Annotated in this window: 18 protein-coding genes; 5 read left to right on the top strand and 13 right to left on the bottom strand. The window is 60.9% G+C overall.

The window, feature by feature from the left end; genetic code table 11:
- Positions 1 to 212: 212 nt before the first annotated feature.
- A complete protein-coding gene (locus HIM68_RS07470; protein WP_172171079.1) occupies positions 213 to 1,439 on the top strand; it encodes a D-alanyl-D-alanine carboxypeptidase family protein in 1,227 nt (408 codons plus the stop codon).
- Between the two features lie 415 nt (positions 1,440 to 1,854).
- Positions 1,855 to 2,025: a hypothetical protein gene (locus HIM68_RS07465; RefSeq protein WP_172171077.1), complete on the top strand. Its 171-nt coding sequence runs from the start codon at positions 1,855 to 1,857 to the stop codon at positions 2,023 to 2,025.
- Between the two features lie 123 nt (positions 2,026 to 2,148).
- Here the strand turns inward: HIM68_RS07465 and HIM68_RS07460 are convergent, their stop codons facing one another.
- The 3 genes from HIM68_RS07460 to HIM68_RS07450 all read right to left on the bottom strand — a co-directional run bounded on the left by HIM68_RS07460 (position 2,149) and on the right by HIM68_RS07450 (position 5,200).
- Entirely contained in the window at positions 2,149 to 4,503 is a 2,355-nt protein-coding gene (locus HIM68_RS07460) for an FdhF/YdeP family oxidoreductase (RefSeq protein WP_367647464.1), read from the bottom strand.
- A gap of 219 nt (positions 4,504 to 4,722) precedes the next feature.
- Entirely contained in the window at positions 4,723 to 4,920 is a 198-nt protein-coding gene (locus HIM68_RS07455; RefSeq protein WP_172170331.1) for a hypothetical protein, read from the bottom strand.
- A 10-nt stretch (positions 4,921 to 4,930) separates the two neighbouring features.
- A complete protein-coding gene (locus HIM68_RS07450; protein WP_172171075.1) occupies positions 4,931 to 5,200 on the bottom strand; it encodes a hypothetical protein in 270 nt (89 codons plus the stop codon).
- A gap of 73 nt (positions 5,201 to 5,273) precedes the next feature.
- On the opposite strand from HIM68_RS07450, the gene HIM68_RS07445 reads away from it, so the two are divergent.
- Entirely contained in the window at positions 5,274 to 6,200 is a 927-nt protein-coding gene (locus HIM68_RS07445) for a hypothetical protein (RefSeq protein ID WP_172171073.1), read from the top strand.
- Positions 6,182 to 6,955 (top strand): HIRAN domain-containing protein, encoded by a 774-nt coding sequence (locus HIM68_RS19325; protein WP_367647463.1) that lies wholly within the window; start codon positions 6,182 to 6,184, stop codon positions 6,953 to 6,955. Before HIM68_RS07445 ends, HIM68_RS19325 begins: the two co-directional genes overlap by 19 nt.
- A gap of 75 nt (positions 6,956 to 7,030) precedes the next feature.
- On the opposite strand, the gene HIM68_RS07440 is transcribed toward HIM68_RS19325, so the two are convergent.
- From HIM68_RS07440 to HIM68_RS07405, 8 genes are all read right to left on the bottom strand, one after another.
- Positions 7,031 to 7,264 carry a hypothetical protein gene (locus HIM68_RS07440; RefSeq protein WP_172171071.1) on the bottom strand — a complete coding sequence of 78 codons (234 nt, stop codon included), beginning with the start codon at positions 7,262 to 7,264 and terminating at the stop codon, positions 7,031 to 7,033.
- A 118-nt stretch (positions 7,265 to 7,382) separates the two neighbouring features.
- Positions 7,383 to 8,456 carry an N-acetylmuramoyl-L-alanine amidase gene (locus tag HIM68_RS07435; RefSeq protein WP_172171069.1) on the bottom strand — a complete coding sequence of 358 codons (1,074 nt, stop codon included), beginning with the start codon at positions 8,454 to 8,456 and terminating at the stop codon, positions 7,383 to 7,385.
- A gap of 1 nt (position 8,457) precedes the next feature.
- The gene (locus HIM68_RS07430) at positions 8,458 to 8,730 is read right to left on the bottom strand and encodes a hypothetical protein (RefSeq protein ID WP_172171067.1); all 273 of its coding nucleotides are present in this window, start codon (positions 8,728 to 8,730) and stop codon (positions 8,458 to 8,460) included.
- Positions 8,731 to 8,761: 31 nt separating this feature from the next.
- Entirely contained in the window at positions 8,762 to 9,070 is a 309-nt protein-coding gene (locus HIM68_RS07425; RefSeq protein ID WP_172171065.1) for a hypothetical protein, read from the bottom strand.
- Between the two features lie 2 nt (positions 9,071 to 9,072).
- A complete protein-coding gene (locus HIM68_RS07420; RefSeq protein ID WP_172171063.1) occupies positions 9,073 to 9,477 on the bottom strand; it encodes a hypothetical protein in 405 nt (134 codons plus the stop codon).
- Positions 9,477 to 9,920: a hypothetical protein gene (locus tag HIM68_RS07415; RefSeq protein WP_172171061.1), complete on the bottom strand. Its 444-nt coding sequence runs from the start codon at positions 9,918 to 9,920 to the stop codon at positions 9,477 to 9,479. The genes HIM68_RS07420 and HIM68_RS07415 overlap by 1 nt, the downstream gene beginning before the upstream one ends.
- Positions 9,869 to 10,069, bottom strand: a complete 201-nt coding sequence (locus HIM68_RS07410) for a hypothetical protein (RefSeq protein WP_172171059.1) — start codon at positions 10,067 to 10,069, stop codon at positions 9,869 to 9,871. The genes HIM68_RS07415 and HIM68_RS07410 overlap by 52 nt, the downstream gene beginning before the upstream one ends.
- Complete coding sequence (locus tag HIM68_RS07405; protein WP_172171057.1) at positions 10,069 to 13,572, bottom strand: hypothetical protein; 3,504 nt, start codon at positions 13,570 to 13,572, stop codon at positions 10,069 to 10,071. Before HIM68_RS07405 ends, HIM68_RS07410 begins: the two co-directional genes overlap by 1 nt.
- A gap of 195 nt (positions 13,573 to 13,767) precedes the next feature.
- Here HIM68_RS07405 and HIM68_RS07400 point away from each other — a divergent pair, with 195 nt between their 5' ends.
- On the top strand, positions 13,768 to 14,151 hold the full coding sequence (locus HIM68_RS07400; RefSeq protein ID WP_172171055.1) for a hypothetical protein: 384 nt from the start codon (positions 13,768 to 13,770) through the stop codon (positions 14,149 to 14,151).
- Here the strand turns inward: HIM68_RS07400 and HIM68_RS07395 are convergent.
- Together HIM68_RS07395 and HIM68_RS07390 are read right to left on the bottom strand one after the other, a co-directional pair.
- Positions 14,094 to 15,191, bottom strand: a complete 1,098-nt coding sequence (locus HIM68_RS07395) for a hypothetical protein (protein ID WP_172171053.1) — start codon at positions 15,189 to 15,191, stop codon at positions 14,094 to 14,096. The genes HIM68_RS07400 and HIM68_RS07395 overlap by 58 nt on opposite strands.
- Before the next feature lie 12 nt (positions 15,192 to 15,203).
- Positions 15,204 to 16,199 carry a hypothetical protein gene (locus tag HIM68_RS07390; protein WP_172171051.1) on the bottom strand — a complete coding sequence of 332 codons (996 nt, stop codon included), beginning with the start codon at positions 16,197 to 16,199 and terminating at the stop codon, positions 15,204 to 15,206.
- Positions 16,200 to 16,201 lie beyond the last annotated feature (2 nt).

Raw genomic sequence — 16,201 nt, 5'->3', positions numbered from 1 at the left:
CCCGCACCACACGGTGCGGGGCCGCTTTCGTCTGTCCCGCCGTGATTGGGTGTTTTTCACCACGGCCCAGTTGAGGGTGGATAGCCCACGTTTGAACGTGGGCTATCCATCTCAAACTGGGCTGCCACCACAAGCTTCGTCTCGGTGAGGTGCCGTCTCGAGTGAACGAATCCTGAGGACGAGCTGCTCGCGGCGAAAGTAGACTGGTGCGCATGCGTTTCACCCGCTCGACTGCTTCCTCACTACACAGCCTGCCCCTGAGCATCCTCGGCTTCGCCGCCGCACTGCTGATGCTCGCCGCGCAGCTCGTCCACTCCCCCGCCCCCGCACACGCGGTGCCGCAGCCGGCGGAGTCGACAGCACCGGCGTATGTCAGTCCAGAGGACCTCGGTGACGGTGCGAAGCCGCCGAAGCCGACGGGCACGTCCTGGCTTGTCGGCGACCTCGACTCCGGGGAGCTGCATGTGGCGAAGAATGTGGAGAAGCGGCACGCCCCGGCGTCGACGATCAAACTGCTCACGGCTCTGGCGCTCGTGGACGAGTTCGACGACAAGAAGAAGAAAGTGACCGCCGAGTTCGAGGACATGGAAGTCGATGGGACGAAGGTCGGTCTCATGCAGACGAACAAGTACTCAATCGATCTGCTCTTCCACGCGATGCTGATGTCGAGCGCCAATGACGCGGCGAATGCTCTGGGTCGTGCAGCAGGCGGACAGGACAAGGCCGTGAAGCTGATGAACGAGAAGGCCGCCGAGCTGGGCATGTCGAATACGCGGGCGAAGAACACCTCGGGACTCGACGCAAAGGGCCAGTACACGACCGCTGAGGACCTCATGAAGCTCGCGTGGGCGGTGTGCGAAGACGACTACCTCATGAAGGTCATCGGCACAGAGACGTTCAAATTCCCGGGCGGAAAGAACCCGCAGACGAAAGAGAAGTTCAAGGGCTACGAGATCCAGAACCATACGAAGATCGTCGGCCAGGTCGACGGCGGGCTGGGCCTGAAGAACGGGTTCACTCGAGCCGCGAAGGGCTCGTACGTCGCCGTGGCCGAGCGTGACGGGCACCGTGTGGTCGCGACGATGCTCGGCATCGACAACAACTCTCGCCAGGTCGCCGTGGACCTGCTCGATTGGGATTTCGCCCAGAAGGACCCGAAATCGCTGCAGACCGTGCCCGTCGGGGTTCAGGCCACCGCCGAGGCGGCCCCCACCGCCACTGGCAGCTCGAGTGATGCCGGGGGCGCCGAATCGGATTCGAGCGGAACGACGGAGTCCCAGAAGTCCGATGAATCGGAGTCATCCATGGCGTCCCAGACCGTCGGTGCGGCACTGGACAATCCCCTGGCGCTCGTCCTCTTGGCGGGTGGGGTCGTGCTCTTCATCGCCACGGTGATCCTGTGGCTGCGACTCCGGGCACGGTTGCAGGGCCGACGATAGGGGCATTCAGAGCCTCCTCGGCCAGAGGCCGGCAAAAACGATCTGCAGGTCCACCACGGCGAGAGGATCAACGGTAAGGTTCGGTGCCGCCTCGGCGAGATGGCCGGAGGTAGGGTCGGTCGACCTGAGCCTAGGGTTCTGACCTCAATTGGACAACGTCGACATAGGCGCGTTACGCTTACAACTTGCGTTCGAAGTTGTCCGCATTCATCGAACTGATCGTTGCGTTGCTCCTGACGACAAGCTTTTGAAGTCGTAGGCCCCGATCATGGTTCGACTTTGCAGATGAATGTTCCGGACACTGTGTCTCTTCGAATCGCAGATCCCCATGGCGATCACCCAATCGCCGTATTGAGAACCTGAAGAATAGCGCGCGTCGTTGCCTGCTATTCACAACTGAAGAAAGGAGGGAACCATGTCTGAGTTCCCACAGTGGGTCCAGCGCGGGCTCGCACACGCAGGATTGATCGATCCCCGGATCAGCCGTCAGGCTCCTGGTGAGATCACGATCAAGGATGCGACCGGTCGAGTTGTGCTGTTCACCGGCACCTCGCTGCGTGAGATCACGCCGATGGCCGCCGCCTGACCGAACCTCGGTCGCCCTGATCTGCAGGGATCGGCATGGCCCGACCGGGCCGGACTGATCCTCACTGATTGAGAAGACGCCCACTTGCTGCCGGGTTTTACGCAGCAGGTGGGCGTCTGTCGTTCACCCATGCGCGTCAACGAGGCTGTGGATCTCTGCAGGTTCCTCATCATCGGTGCGTGGTTCGAACCGCACCATAACGGCTTTGAATCCCGGGGTGTTCGACTCTCTGGCCACGAGGTCCCGGTGAACCAACGCGTTCGCCTCCGGATAGTAGGCAGCGACACAGCCGCGGGCCGTCGGATAGGCGACCATCCGGAATTTCTCCGCCCGTCGCTCTTCCCCGTTGAAGACCGAGACGACATCGACGAGCTGACCGTCGTCGACACCGGCAGGGCCGAGATCGGCAGGATTGATGAGAATCACCCTGCGCCCGCCCGAGATTCCCCGATAGCGATCGTCGAGCCCGTAGAAGGTCGTGTTGTATTGATCGTGCGAGCGCATCGTCTGCAGCACCAGGTGTCCCTCCGGCGGCAGCAGATATTCGAGTTCGCGCGTGCTGAACTGCGCCCGTCCTTCGGCTGTCGCGAAAGTCCGTGTATCACGGGGCGGATTGGGCAGAACGAAGCCATATTTGTCCCGCACGCGGCGGTTGAAGTCCTCGGTGCCTTCCACGACCCGTGAGATGCGGTCGCGGATGACGTCATAGTCTTCGGCCATCGCCCTCCAGTCGATGACGTGATCGGGTCCGAAGACCGCCTCGGCGATCCGGGCCAGCAGCACCGGTTCGGCAAGGAGGTGGTCGGAGACCGGCTCGAGCCGACCTTGGGTGCGGCTGACGACCGACATGGAGTTCTCGACCGAGAGGAACTGTGCTCCTCCGGGGTGCTTGTCATCCTTGTCGGTGCGTCCGAGCGTCGGGAGGATGATCGACGTCTTGCCGTGGACGACATGGGAACGGTTGGGCTTCGTGGAAATATGCACGGTGAGGCCTGTGCGTTTGAGTCCGGCCTCCATTGCGGCGGTGTCGGAGTTGGCCATGGCCAAGTTCCCGCCCAAGGACATGAACACGTCGACGTCTCCGCGGGCCATGGCATGCATCGCCTCTGTGGAGTCATAGCCGTGCCTCCGGGGCGCATTGATGCCGAATTCGGCATCCAGGCGCTGTAGGAAGTCCTCCTTCGGCTTCTCCCAGATCCCGAAGGTGCGGTCGCCCTGGACATTCGAGTGCCCCCGCACCGGGCAGGCCCCTGCCCCGGGCTTACCGAAATTGCCCTGGAGTAAGAGCAGGTTGATGATCTCTTTGATCGTGTCGACCGAATGAGGCTGCTGCGTGATGCCCAATGCCCAGCAGAAGATCGTTGCCCTCGACTTCGCCAGCAGATCCGCGACGTGTTCGATCTCGGCTCGTTCGAGACCGGTGGCGAGCTCTATCTCCGCCCAGTTGAGCTCCTGCCTGGCTTCCGAGTAGGCGGCGAAGCCGTCAGTGGAGGATTCGATGAACTCCCGGTCGACGACCGTTCCCGGAGTCTCTGCTTCCTTCTTCAACAGCAGGTGTCCGAGCGCTTGGAAGAGCGCTTGGTCTCCCCCGACCCGGATCTGGAGGAATTCGTCACTGGTCCGCTCCCCGTCGGCCAGCAGGCCCTTTGGCGTCTGCGGATCCTTGAAGCGGAGAAGCCCCGCCTCGGGCAGCGGATTGACCGCGACGACCTTGCCGCCGTTGCGCCGGCACTCGGCTAGCGTGCCGAGCATACGCGGATGATTCGTCCCCGGGTTCTGCCCGACGACGAAGATCAGTTCGGCTTTCTCGAGATCCTCAAGTGAGACGGTTCCTTTGCCGATGCCGATCGTCGGAGACAGTGCCGTGCCGGAGGATTCGTGGCACATGTTCGAACAGTCGGGAAGATTGTTCGTTCCCAGGCTGCGGGCAAACAGCTGGTAGAGGAACGCTGTCTCATTGGGAGTGCGACCGGAGGTGTAGAAGACCGACCGGTCGGGTTCGGTGGCGCGGAGGTGCTCGGCGATGGTCTCGAAGGCGTCGGCCCAGGAGATCGGTGAGTAGTGCGACTCCCCTTCGCGGATGATCATCGGATGGGTGATGCGGCCGGATTGGCCGAGCCAGTACTCCGTCTTCTGCTCGAGCACGGAGATGGGGTGCTGCTCCCACCAGCCGGGGGTCGCCACCCGGGTCGTGTTCTCCTCAGCGAGCGCCTTCGCCCCGTTTTCGCAGAACTCGATCTTCTTCCGATCACCGGTGATCGATTCCGGCCACGCGCAGCCTGGGCAGTCGACGCCGTCAGGCTGATTGACGCGGAACATCGACCGTACGGTCCGGCTCGCGCCGCCCTGTTTGAGTCCGCGTTCGAAGGCAACCTCGACGGCTTTGAGTCCCGCTGCCGCGGTCTTCGGTTCGCTGATGACAAGATCGTTCTCGTCGATATCATCGAATTCGACTCGGCGTCCACGTACGTTCGACACTGACGATCACCTCTGACCTCGGCGGACTTGATTCCGATGATCGTATCTGAGCCGAGTCATAGTATCCGAACCACGAGGAAAGAATCTCGCATTCCGAACATTCCGCCTGACGCTCATCGAACAACCGCCCCGGTCCACGAACAGCGAGGCGGCCCATCCAAACGTTTTCCGTCGGAATGGGCCGCCTCGATGCTGAAAAGTCAGGTCAGGGCTGAGGACTCAGAAGTCCCAGTCGTCGTCTTCCGTGTTCTCGGCCTTGCCGATGACGTAGGACGAACCCGAACCGGAGAAGAAGTCGTGGTTCGTTCTCCCTCCGAGGTGAACGGTGTGATCGTTGAATTCCCGCGGCTGCCGGGTGGGGTGCGCCTGGGTTGAATGCGGGTTGATATGGGCGAAGTGTGGGCAATTTCTGGGCAACCGTGGGCACTCACTTCCCCGGCCACCACACATCAGCCGGCGGCAACCACACACCGATCGCTTGGCACCGTCGATCCTTGAGCTCGACGAAGATCGCGCCATCGAACCCTAGCCGTGTCGCAGTGCCGTCGACCCACTCTTCACCGTCGCGCTCCCACTCGATCCGAGCACGTACCAACATCGGTGAGCGGTCCTGGTACGAACCGCGGGCGCCGGCATCGTTGCAGACCTTCTGCCAGTAGCGCCATGTGGCTGTGCCGTAGTCCTCGGAATCGTTCATACGTTCTATTATGATTCAAGCTGACACCGCCCGCACGATCAGGTGCCTATCACTCCTCACTTAGACTGATGAGATGAACCGAATCGATGTGAGCGACTGGTTGGTGGACGACCAAGAACCGCTGGGTAAAGACCCAAAGATTTGGTTGACTCCGAATGGTGAAGACTTGCCAATAGGAGATCCGTCGACTTCTTGGCTATTCAAGAGCGCCAAGTCAGGCGAGCACCCCAATGGAAGAACATATCGCCGATACGACGACTACGTAGAAGTGATCGTGCACGAGTTGGCAAGTCTGCTTGGAATCCCCACGGCGCGAGCGCTGCTTGCCGTGCGCAACGAAGCGGAGGGCGTCATCTCCCGAAATGTAATCAGGGACTCTCACAGCGCCCTTACTGGCGACATGAGCCTCCTCGGCACCCCCGGGTACGTGAGTTGTTCAGGCGACGATCGAGTAACTCCAAGACCAGGCCACAATCTTCCGAATATCGCCGCCACTTTGGATGGACTCAAGGGGCCCTCGAATACTCCGTATGAAGACTGGTCAGCTATCGACGTCTTCAGCGGTTATCTTATGCTTGACGCTCTCATCGCCAATAACGATCGCCATGCCGAAAACTGGGCGGTCGAATATTCTATGATCGACCCCCTCGATCCTGATAGGTTGGCGGCCAGCTTCGATCATGGATCCGCTCTCGCAGCCTCAATTGAGGATTCCGCTTGCAGAAAGAAGCTACTCGGGATCGAGAAATTCTGCGAAAAGGGCTTGTCTAAACGCTTCGAGAACCAGCGTCAGACTCTGGTAGAACTCTGGCGCGCATCTCTCGACGTGTCGAGCGACCGAGCCTGGTCTTGGTCGGATAGACTCATGGAACTCGACGAGAGCCACTTTGAACGACTTTGCAACGAACATCAGTTCGTGTCAGAGCCTCGCGCTAGCCTGATGATTAACATATTAAAAGTGAACAGACGAAGGATTCTGGAATGTTCCCCACACAGGTAGAGACGTCGGCTAATCCGACCAGTGCTAGTGGTGCCATTGCACGAAAGCTCCTCGTCACTCAGAAGCTGCCACCAAGAAATCTTTACACGGAGCTCGGCTTCCTCGAGCAACGGGGTGACTCGGCGTATCGCTTTGAGTATCTAGCGTCATATGTGAACGGGCAACATTTTCGTGAGCTCCCAGGATTGCCTCTCAAGAGAGGCGGCATTGATTCCTCGCGTCTGTTTCCGTTTTTTGCGGAGCGAGTGATTTCTGCTGGTCGGCCTGATCGCTCACAATCGCTCATGTACCTAGATCTTGAGTCTTCAGCCAGACCATATGAGATTTTGGCTAGGTCGGGCGGGATACGCAAGAACGACACGATCGAGCTATTGCCGTTGCCAAGCGTAGATCCTCAGGGCAATCACTCACTGACGTTCTTTGTGCACGGCGTTCGTCATCTTGAGGACCGGAATAGCTATGCAGTACTAGACTCACTGACGCCTGGCGACCGGCTAGAAATTGAACGTGAACCAATGAATATGGAATCTGAACTAGCGCTTCGTGTCGAGAGTCAGGACGCTAAATTGGGGTACGTTCCGCACCCATTGATCGAGTACATTGGGTCCGCGGTGCGAAAGAACAAGTATTCGCTGACGGTTGTTCAACGCAACTCTGCCGAAGCAGGTTTTCACCAGCGCCTGTTAGTGGAATTTAGATGTCCGGGAAGCTCATCAGCCGGAGACTTCGCTGGATCACGCTGGGAAACCTGGTAGCTCAGAAGATTACATGAGCAACGCGGCCCCGACCCCACCGTTAGGTGGGGTCGGGGCTATTTGCTTCACTCGCTATCAGTTCCTTGGGTTGCTCTCGTCGGGTCGCGACTCCTCCTCCGCGGCAAATTCGCGGCTGAACTTGTCGTGCAACTCTTCGCGAAGCTGAGCAACATCCAGCTCGTGCTCCTCGATTGTCAAGGCAGATGCACCAGGTGCGACCGCAGGCGCCAGCCCTTCATGAACTCCCCTCTTCCAAAGCTCCTCCTCGACTGCTTTGCGAATTCGCTCTTCATCGACCATGGCTTTCATCCAATCACTCGTAGTTATCCACAAGTATGAGACACAAGCAGGGCAGAATACTACGAATCAGCTCGCACACGACAAAGACCCCCACCGCGTAATGCGGTGGGGGTCAAGTGGTGCCGGGTCAGAAGAGTTTCGACCAGGTGGTCGCGCCGATAGCGCCGTCAGCAGTGACGCCAAGCTTGCGCTGCTTCGCCTGCACCTTCGACTTCGTGTTCGGGCCGTATCGTCCGTCAGGGTTCGCGCCGACGGCCTTCTGGATCTTGCGGATCGCGGCACGGTCCTTCTCCCAGTAGCCGGAGTGGACGGTGTTGCGGGGGTCTTCTGTGTAGTAGAAGTGGCCTTTCGGCAGCGGGAACGGGTCAGACTTCGGGGCGGACGCTTTCGGCTTCCGCTTCCACGTGAACCCGTCGGCCTTGGCCTTGGCCCACGTGTCAGTGCCGGCGAGGCCGTCAGCCTTCACGCCGACCTTCTTCTGATACGACTTCGTGGCCTTCACCGTGTCGTCACCGAAGTAGCCGTCGACCTTGAGCTTGTGCCCCTGGTCGACGAGGAAGTCCTGCCAGTCGCGTACCGGATCGCCCTTGTCCCACTTGCCGAGGGTCTTCCCGTAGGCGACGGTCTTGTACGTGCCGCCCGAGGATCCGCCGGTGGTGGTTGAGGAGCTGCCGCCTGTTCCCTTGCGTGCCTTGACCATCTTGCGGAACGCCGCCATGTCGAAGGAAGGATCCGGCTTGCGACCCTTCGGGCGTGCGACTTCCTTGTGTCCTCGCACCTGCGAGATCGGGATGCCGTAGTGGTCGCAGAGCTCACGGCACAGCTTCGCATAGGCGTCCATCTGCGCGTTCGACCACTTCTCACCGCGCCCGGTGTTCTCTGCCTCGATACCGATGGCGTAGGAGTTCGAGTGCGCCGTGGTGTCGACGACACCGGCATGGTTGGCACGGCCTGCGGCGATGACGTAGATGGTGCCGTCACGCCCGAGACCGTAGTTGGCGAGGGGGCCGGGGAGGCCTGCTCGACCGTTCTGCACGACACCCAGCGACGGGTAGTTCCCGGACGGTCCGCCGGCGGTGTGGTGGCAGATGATGGACTTCGCGCCGGACATCGGTGCGCGTCCTCGAGTCTTCCATCCGGCCCGTTCGACGACCGGGTATCCGGTGCGCTTGGCGATCGTCGCCAGTGCTGTAAGCCACACGTCAGGCCTCCTCTACTTCGTCGGCGAAGTCGGACATGGACCCGTGCACAGCGGGATCCCAGTCGCGGTCAACGTCGGGGTTGGTGGTGATGTAGGTGCCGGACTTCGCCGGGACGAGCATAGCGATCGCGCCGGCAACGAGCGTGGTTGCGGCCGCGGCGATCTCGGCGGGGATGTCGACCTTGGCGACGGTGGTGACGATCCATACGAGGATCGAGACTGCGGCGCCGGCAAGCACCGTGTATCCGGTCTTGGCTGAGGGTTCAGCGTTCATGGTTGCCTCCTTCGGGCAATGACAAAGCCCCTCACTGGGAGGGGCTGTCCGGGATGGGATCGGGTGGTGGTGGGACGGTCGGGAACTTCTCTTTGTCCGGCGGTTCGAGACGTTCGTAGGCGTGCCAGAGCCTCGGGTAGACACCGCGGTACCAGCCGAGCTCGCGTCGGAGCTCGCGGATTTCCTGCAGCCGCGACTCGGCGATGCCCTTCCACTGGGCGACCGCGGAGTCTTCCTTGATGACCCGGCCCTGGATCAGGTCGTAGATGAACTTCCCGACTGCTCCGACGAGGACGGTGAGGCCACCACCGATGATGAACTTGATGATCTCCGCATCCATCTCTACCTCGCATCTGCAACATCGTTGATTGCTCTCTCATCACGGCCGAGCTTCCACCAGCGTTCGAAGGCCCAGAGGCCGAACCCGAAATAGACGAGGGTGCCGCCTCCGCGGGTCCAGGTGACTTCTTCTGATCCGAACATAACGAGGGATTGGCCGGCAGTGAGCATGGCGGCGGCAACGATGACGAAGAGTACTCCCAGTCGTTCCACGTGAACGATCCGGGAGAGCGTACCGAGGAGGGATACGAATCCCCCCGCCGCGAACACCCACCCCCACGCCACTGCTGGTGCGGGGGTGTCGAAGAATGACGTGGTGGTGTTCGGCGGGGCGAAGACGTAGAAGGCCCCGGCCGCGAGGAAGACGATTGAGCCGACTGTGCGGAGGATTCGAGAGGTGCGGTCCATCAGATTGCCTTCCATCCTGCGGGGTAGGTTTCCGGGCTCCATGTGTTCGCATCGATAACGGACTCGAATACTTCACCGCCAAAGGTCACTTGGTTGCCCTTGCTGTAGGCATCGTGGCTGCCAGTCGGCTGCACCCACTCAGGTGCCCCTTCCTCGACAACCTCGCGCCACCCGGTCGGTGGTTGCCACACGTTTGCGGGTGTCAGGCTGACGAAGGTCTTGCCCTCGAACGTGACCTCCCAGTCTTTCGGGTATGCATCCACCGCCGAGGTCGGTTGCTTCCACTCCTGGCCGGGTTCGACGCCTGCCGCTGCCAGGTAGGCGTTATTGAGCTCGGTCGCCTGCTTCTCGGCCGTGGCCAAGGTCTGCCGACGATCCAGTTCCCCGTCGATCATGGTTTTAAACCGGCAGAGTTCTGCGTCTGAAGCATCTCGGATATCCATTCCGGCAGCACCGTCCCTTCCTGTGGTTTGATGTCGGTGATGTTGGTGACTTCTTGCCCGCACACGCCGCAGATGACGGTCATGTCAGGGGGCACCGGAACGGGTTGCCAGGCGTTCCCGCAACCAGTTGTCTCGCAGGTCGCGTACATCAGCCCTCCTCGATTGCTATCCAGTTGAAGCCGGTAGTGGTTGTGTCGGTTCTGGTGAGATAGGCATTGAACCCTGCAGCTGTCTGCCCACCCGACCCGACACCTGTTACTCGAGTTCCGGGCACTGTCGAACGTGCTGAGACAACCACTGTTGGGGGTGTGGTGAAGCGGCCGACGGGGAACGTCACCCACACTTCGCGGGGAGTGTTCGCCGCTATCGGAGTGATGTCGAGGGTCCCCGACGCTGTTTTCCGTATTCCCGTCATCGACCCGTCCGCGCCGAACGTGAGCGGCCCCCACTTGCCGGATCCGTCGCCTCTGGCTTCGAATCCCCCATTGCCCGACTTCAAAACTGCAGGGGTCGAGGCCGGGAAAGTGTTCTGTGCGGGCAGCTGGCCGAGGCCTGCCAGTACTTCATCAAGGACAACCGACGTGGTGGTTTCGGGAATCGTGACCTTCACCCAACCGCCACCGTACTGACTAGATTTCAGATACAGATTCTTCTGCAACCCCGCACGCTTCGGCAGTGACACACTGAGTGTGGCGCGTGCGGGAACGTTCAGAGTCGCCTGCGGGGACGCTGTTGTTTCCTGTGACCCGTTGACCCACGTCACGCACGCTTGAATCGAGGCATCAGACCCGAACTTCGACCCTTCGAGGATGCGCCCCTGGGGGTCAACAACAAGCGGGATGCCCGACACCCAGGCAACTCCGGCGCAACTTCGGTTCTCGTGAGCGAAGCCTGCCAGACCGTCGCTGTTGTTGGTGTCTGGTTTGCGGGTGATCGTCGTTCCCGAGACGGTGTAGATTCGGGTTCCGCCAACGTGTGAGACGAACAGGTCGTTCCCGGACTGGCGCACCCCGAACAAGTCGCGGGCGGGGAGGTCCCATCCGAAATCGATCAGGTCTCCACCCGTCGAGGGGGGATTCGGTGTACCACCGATCTGCGCCCCCGTGGCCGGGTTGTACTTCATGACGTACAGGTTCGGAGTTGGGGTCACACCAGCAGTCAACAGGTTCGTCCCGTCCGTACCGACAGCGAACTGCTTCTGCCCGGATGCCGTGAAGCGAGTGAACTCCCACCGGGACACTCGGGCCCCAGTGTTCAAATTGAAGCCGTGGCACCACTGTCGTTCCGCGCCGGGCCGAGCAACGTGGTCGGGTCCGATCGTGTACACGATGTCGCCAATCACAGTTACGCCAGCGCGAGGGTTCAGGTCGATTTTGATGGTCTTGTTGAGTGTTCCGTCCGGGTTGTACAGCTCGATTGCGTCCAGGTCATCCCCGGCGGTCGTGAGGACGTTGACCCCACGCACCCACTTGTCGCCCCACCGTGCCAGACCCGTCCAGTCATAGGCGAGGCCAGGATTCGGTGCATTCAACACCACGTCGCGCTGCCACGCCGCCGTCAACTCGGGCGGTGATGCAGGCGCTGTCACTCCGGATGCGAGGGTCACCGTGCCACCGGATCGCACTGTCTGTTGCGTGGTGTCGAGTTCACCGATCGATGCGCGGTCGATCTGCACGTCCGAAGCTGTCAGGCTCAGTGGTGTTCCGTCGGTGGGGAACCGGACGAGGGAGGTGCCGTCCGGGCCGGAAATGAATAAGCCGTTGTCTGACCACGAACCGTTGCCGCCCGACGTGAGGTAGGTGCCTCCTCGAGCGACCATGAAGTCGAGGGCATCAGACTCGATGTGTTCGGCTCTGATCTTCACGAACTGACCCAGTTTCGCCCACAGCTCTTCCGACGCCACGATCTTCCGAGCAGTGACCGAGTTCGTCAGTAGCGCGTTCTCACCGATGAACTCCTCAGCCTGCGAGATGCCGGCCACCACGACATCGGTGAACAGTTTCTGGATGACTGCTTCATCCATGACACCCTCACCGGCGACGAGCTGGCCGACTGAGAGTTTCACGTATTCGCCCACGTCGGCGGCGATCTGCTCCGCGACCACACTGACAAGCTTCGACGCACCCGTCACCGTGAGTTGTCCCACATCAAGTTCGAGGAACCGACCGACAGCGGCCGCGATCTTCTGAGACACGACTGTGGCAAGCTCGGCGGCACCAGCCGTGAGCTTCCCAACATCTAGGTTCGCGATCGCTTCCGAACTGATGGGTGTCGACACCCACGATCCGTTCACCCGGTTCCACTGACCGATCACCGGACCTGACAGCGTGCCCTGGTGCTGCCACCAGATTGAACCGTTCGGTGCCGTACCCGTAGCGACAGTCGTGCCATGCAGGACCTTTGCTAGACCGTTCGCGGCACTCATTGCCGCATCCGCGGCGGCCTGTGCAGACCCGGCGGCGGTGTGAGCGGCGTCCGCACGAGCCTGCGCCGCCCTCGCCTCCCGAAGCGCGCCAACAGCCTCAGTCACGTCAATGACCTTGAAGTCATCGAAGTCGTACGGCGTTTCGTTCCGCAACACGTGTGGGGCCACCCGCATACGCAGAGTGTCAGCTGGTGTGGTGATGTACGCGGCGATCTTGTTCCACTGACCAGGAGTCATCTGGTCCTGGTAGATGTAGACGGCTTTTCCGTCTAGATCCGCCCCGTAGAATCCCGGGGTCGACCCGTCTTTCAGTTGTGCCTGAGCGTAGAACGAAACGCGGCCGCGCAGGGTCATGTCGGTGTCGTTGTGATAGCACCAGACTTCGGCATAGTAGATTCGTCCGGCGGCAGAATCACGCCAGTCTGTTAGCGGATATCGGTTTCCGGTCGTCGAGTCTGCTCTCATCACATGAGCGCCTGAGCGCGCATGGTCTGCAGACACGACGCTGATGCCAGTTTGATAAGTAGTGTTCGGCCAGATGTTCGGGCTCGGGTTCTCGAAGTCACCGTTGACGATGATGTTCGGTCCAGCTTCGATCAGGGCCTGAGCCTTGTCGTTGGCGAGGTCAGCTTGCTGCTGGGCGGTTGCGGCTTTCGCCTCAGCGGCTGACTGTGCTGAATTAGCCTTCTGAGTCGCGTCGAGAGCAGCGGCAGCAATGGCAGCCGCCTGAGCCGCGTCAGCTTTAGCCTTGGCATCAGCTTTCGCCGCAGTCTCGGCAGCCTGCCGTGCGGCTTCAGCCTTGGCTTGTGCGTCAGACGACGCCGATGCGATAGCTGCATTCCGTGCGGCATTCGCCTTGCTCAGGGCATCCTGCGCGGCTGCGGCTTCCGCGGCAGAACGTGCCGCGTTCGCTTTCGCCTGTGCATCAGCTGCGGCCGCATCAATTGCCGCCTGCCGAGCATCACTGATCTGCCCCGGCACAGCATCCAACTGACCGAACGCATCCGTAATCTGACCCTCAGCAGAATCCAACCGCCCCTCAGCCGCATCAAGGTCTTGCCGCAATGCCGGGAGAGTTGTGGAATCGAGGTTGTCCAGGGAATCACGCAACGAGGCGAGCGCAGTGTCTGCTTCGTCGAGTTTCGTGCCGAGAGTTTCCTGACCGTCGACAAGGATTGCGCGAGCGTTCTCAATCCGGGTCTGTGCCGCGTCGATCTCCTCGAGCACGATCTCCCCGTACCCCGGCACCTCCACATCAACCGGGACGGACGGGCTAGACATCTTTCCCGCCTGCGACCAGGCGAGCATCTTGATCGTCCACGGACCCTTGAGAACACCGATCGTCACCTCACCACCCGCAGCCGACACAATCGACCCACGAGCCGTCGCCCTGGACGGAACGAAGAACGGATCCTGGGAGGCATGCACCTCAGCACGCGACCAATCCGAAGGGGCGAGCGCGTCTCCCTCGAAGTCACCGGACCAGTGGACGATGAACTTGCCGTGGTCGACGTCGACTGTGAACCCGACCGGTGTGGGTGGGGTGGGGCCAGAGATGACGTTGATGGTGTTGCCGCCGTCGTCCTGAGAACCCACAATCGCCATGAGGTTCCCGTCGTCATCGTTGAAGTCGATGGAGCCGCCCTCGACGCTGGTGCGCTGAGACTGAGGGTGGTTCGACACCGACGTGAGCTGCCGGTCCAGACGCGCAACATCAGCAGCGAGCCGGTCAAGACGCGAATACAAGCTCATGTGATTTTCTCCGATCTGCGGATCTGCAATGTGGAAGTGTTCTTCTCCGGGTGATGGATGACGCCGAGAATGCGTACCCACAAATCACCGAAGTCAGCCCAACCGACACCGGATTGGATGAGGATCTCGTCGCCAGCGTGATACGTGCCGACGGGCGCGTTGTCGTGATCCCACACGGTGAGTTCAGTGATGTCGAGTTCACCAGACAGGGCTTTCAACTCCGAAGCGACGCGAGTCTTCGCGACCTGGTCTTTGCCAATCGATTTGTCGGAAACGACCTTCCATCGACCCAGGCGCTTCGTGGGTTTCGAGTCCTCGGCGCGGACCATCTTGCGGCCCTGCCCGGAGCCGAGTACAAGGACGTGGGATGCGTATTCGTCGCCGTCGTCCGTGGCGGGACTGTTGTCGGGAATGTTCTCCCCAACAACGAACCTCGAGTCGGTGCGGCGTGATCCGAGTTTCGGGTACCCGTATTCGATCTCGTGGATGATACGGTCCTGGTCACCATCTGCCCAACGGTGTTTGACCGTCCACTCGTACCCGCCAATCTCAGCCAGTTGGGTCCGCTCCTTGTCCAGGTCGAGGGTCTGCCAGTACGCGAGGTAGTACAGTTCCTTCTTCCCCGTCACTGTCTCCGACAACTGCACACGCTGAGACTCTTTCGCCCCAGCAGGAACAAGGCCGAGGTCGAACGGTTTCTTCTGGAACTCCTCGATGATGTACCGGTCAATCACGAGAGGATCGGCAGTGTCGTACTTGTCCTCCCCCAGCCACGGCTGGCCCTCCAGGTAGCCGGAGAAGCCGATGCAGTCGAGATTGATGGTGGGCCCATCCATGGGCAGTTGAGTGACGATGCCGGCGCCACGGATCTGCCCGGACGCTTCCGCATAGATCGCAGTCGACCAGGGAACGAAGATCGGTTTACCGTCATCATCCTTCAGGCTGGCAACCTCGGGAGTGATCTTCGCATCAAGTCCCCCATGCCCCGACAAAGACTCCTGCACGGACACATCAGAGAGTGGGAGGTTCCAGTTCAGGAACGTCTCAGTACCGTCACCGTTGAGACGGGCGGCGATGTAGCGCCACTCAGACATGAGATCTCCTCGTCAGGATGTAGATGGATCGGGAACCTGCAGGAACGTCACCTTCAGCAACGCGGCTGAATGGTTGTCCATCTGAGGGCGAGCAGCGTTCGCCGACGCATAAGAGATTCGAGCCTTCATAGCGAACCACTGCTCAGTGCCGCGAATGCTCGGGTCGATATACACCTCGTCCGCGCACTTCCAAGTGTTGCGAGCGTTGTCCCCCGCCGTGGACGAGTTCCACCGCAAATGAGAGGTCGCGTACTGGCGGACGCCGGAGGTGACGTAGGGGCCGAACTCGACCCAGATGCCGCCATATGAGTTGCCTTTGCGCTCGTTGACCTGCAACCACTCAGCCTCGATAATCGCCCTGGTCGCCAATTCTGGGATCTTGATGACCTGTCCGCCGCCTGCGTTCGGGAACCACTCACCTGCGTCAGCTGTAGCTGTGAGCGTTTCCGCCTCGTCGCTCGTCAGCGCGTTCACCCGTAGCGTCGGGTAGGTGCGGGGGTTCGCTATCTCGCGCAGGTCAGTGATCATTGCGTTCGTGATCGTGGCCGTGGACTTCGGCTGTTCAATCTTCGCCAGCAGCAGGTAGGGCTTGAACTGCGGCAGAGTCGTGGTCACCTGATACGAGTTGTACGGGCCGTTCTCGACCGAGACGGGCGCCTGACCGGTGTACTGCGTGTCTTCAATGAGTACGTACACGTACTTTGTCGCGCCGCCCGATGACCCGGTGGCTGCAACAGGAACGTCGGTGAAGGACTGTTCCTGCACCACGTACGATTGTCCGAAAACGTTGGGGTAGGTCGACGCAATCACGCCTGTGCCTTTGCGCACGCGCACCGCAGCGCCAGGCGTAGGGGTTTGGACTACTTTGAAATCGGTGGGCGCAATGATGCCCGTGGCACCGGCTGAACCAATGAACGAATCCGCTCGTGCGAGTTCACCGTAGTTCTCTGCACCGCCTTCACCTTCGACACCGCCGGTGGTGAACCATGGGACAGGGTAAAGGGCCATCG

This window comes from Brevibacterium sp. CT2-23B, from assembly GCF_013168765.1.
Lineage (GTDB): Bacteria > Actinomycetota > Actinomycetes > Actinomycetales > Brevibacteriaceae > Brevibacterium > Brevibacterium sediminis.
The sequence above is the reverse complement of the archived record's forward strand: the minus strand, read 5'-3'. Positions and strand labels throughout refer to the sequence as shown.

Coding starts and splice junctions, on each gene's coding strand:
- HIM68_RS19325 (WP_367647463.1), top strand. CDS start 6,182: ATGTTCCCCACACAGGTAGAGACGTCGGCTAATCCGACCAGTGCTAGT.
- HIM68_RS07415 (WP_172171061.1), bottom strand. CDS start 9,920: ATGGATATCCGAGATGCTTCAGACGCAGAACTCTGCCGGTTTAAAACC.
- HIM68_RS07430 (WP_172171067.1), bottom strand. CDS start 8,730: ATGAACGCTGAACCCTCAGCCAAGACCGGATACACGGTGCTTGCCGGC.
- HIM68_RS07425 (WP_172171065.1), bottom strand. CDS start 9,070: ATGGATGCGGAGATCATCAAGTTCATCATCGGTGGTGGCCTCACCGTC.
- HIM68_RS07400 (WP_172171055.1), top strand. CDS start 13,768: ATGCACCTCAGCACGCGACCAATCCGAAGGGGCGAGCGCGTCTCCCTC.
- HIM68_RS07420 (WP_172171063.1), bottom strand. CDS start 9,477: ATGGACCGCACCTCTCGAATCCTCCGCACAGTCGGCTCAATCGTCTTC.
- HIM68_RS07410 (WP_172171059.1), bottom strand. CDS start 10,069: ATGTACGCGACCTGCGAGACAACTGGTTGCGGGAACGCCTGGCAACCC.
- HIM68_RS07395 (WP_172171053.1), bottom strand. CDS start 15,191: ATGTCTGAGTGGCGCTACATCGCCGCCCGTCTCAACGGTGACGGTACT.
- HIM68_RS07465 (WP_172171077.1), top strand. CDS start 1,855: ATGTCTGAGTTCCCACAGTGGGTCCAGCGCGGGCTCGCACACGCAGGA.
- HIM68_RS07450 (WP_172171075.1), bottom strand. CDS start 5,200: ATGAACGATTCCGAGGACTACGGCACAGCCACATGGCGCTACTGGCAG.
- HIM68_RS07445 (WP_172171073.1), top strand. CDS start 5,274: ATGAACCGAATCGATGTGAGCGACTGGTTGGTGGACGACCAAGAACCG.
- HIM68_RS07390 (WP_172171051.1), bottom strand. CDS start 16,199: ATGGCCCTTTACCCTGTCCCATGGTTCACCACCGGCGGTGTCGAAGGT.
- HIM68_RS07440 (WP_172171071.1), bottom strand. CDS start 7,264: ATGAAAGCCATGGTCGATGAAGAGCGAATTCGCAAAGCAGTCGAGGAG.
- HIM68_RS07470 (WP_172171079.1), top strand. CDS start 213: ATGCGTTTCACCCGCTCGACTGCTTCCTCACTACACAGCCTGCCCCTG.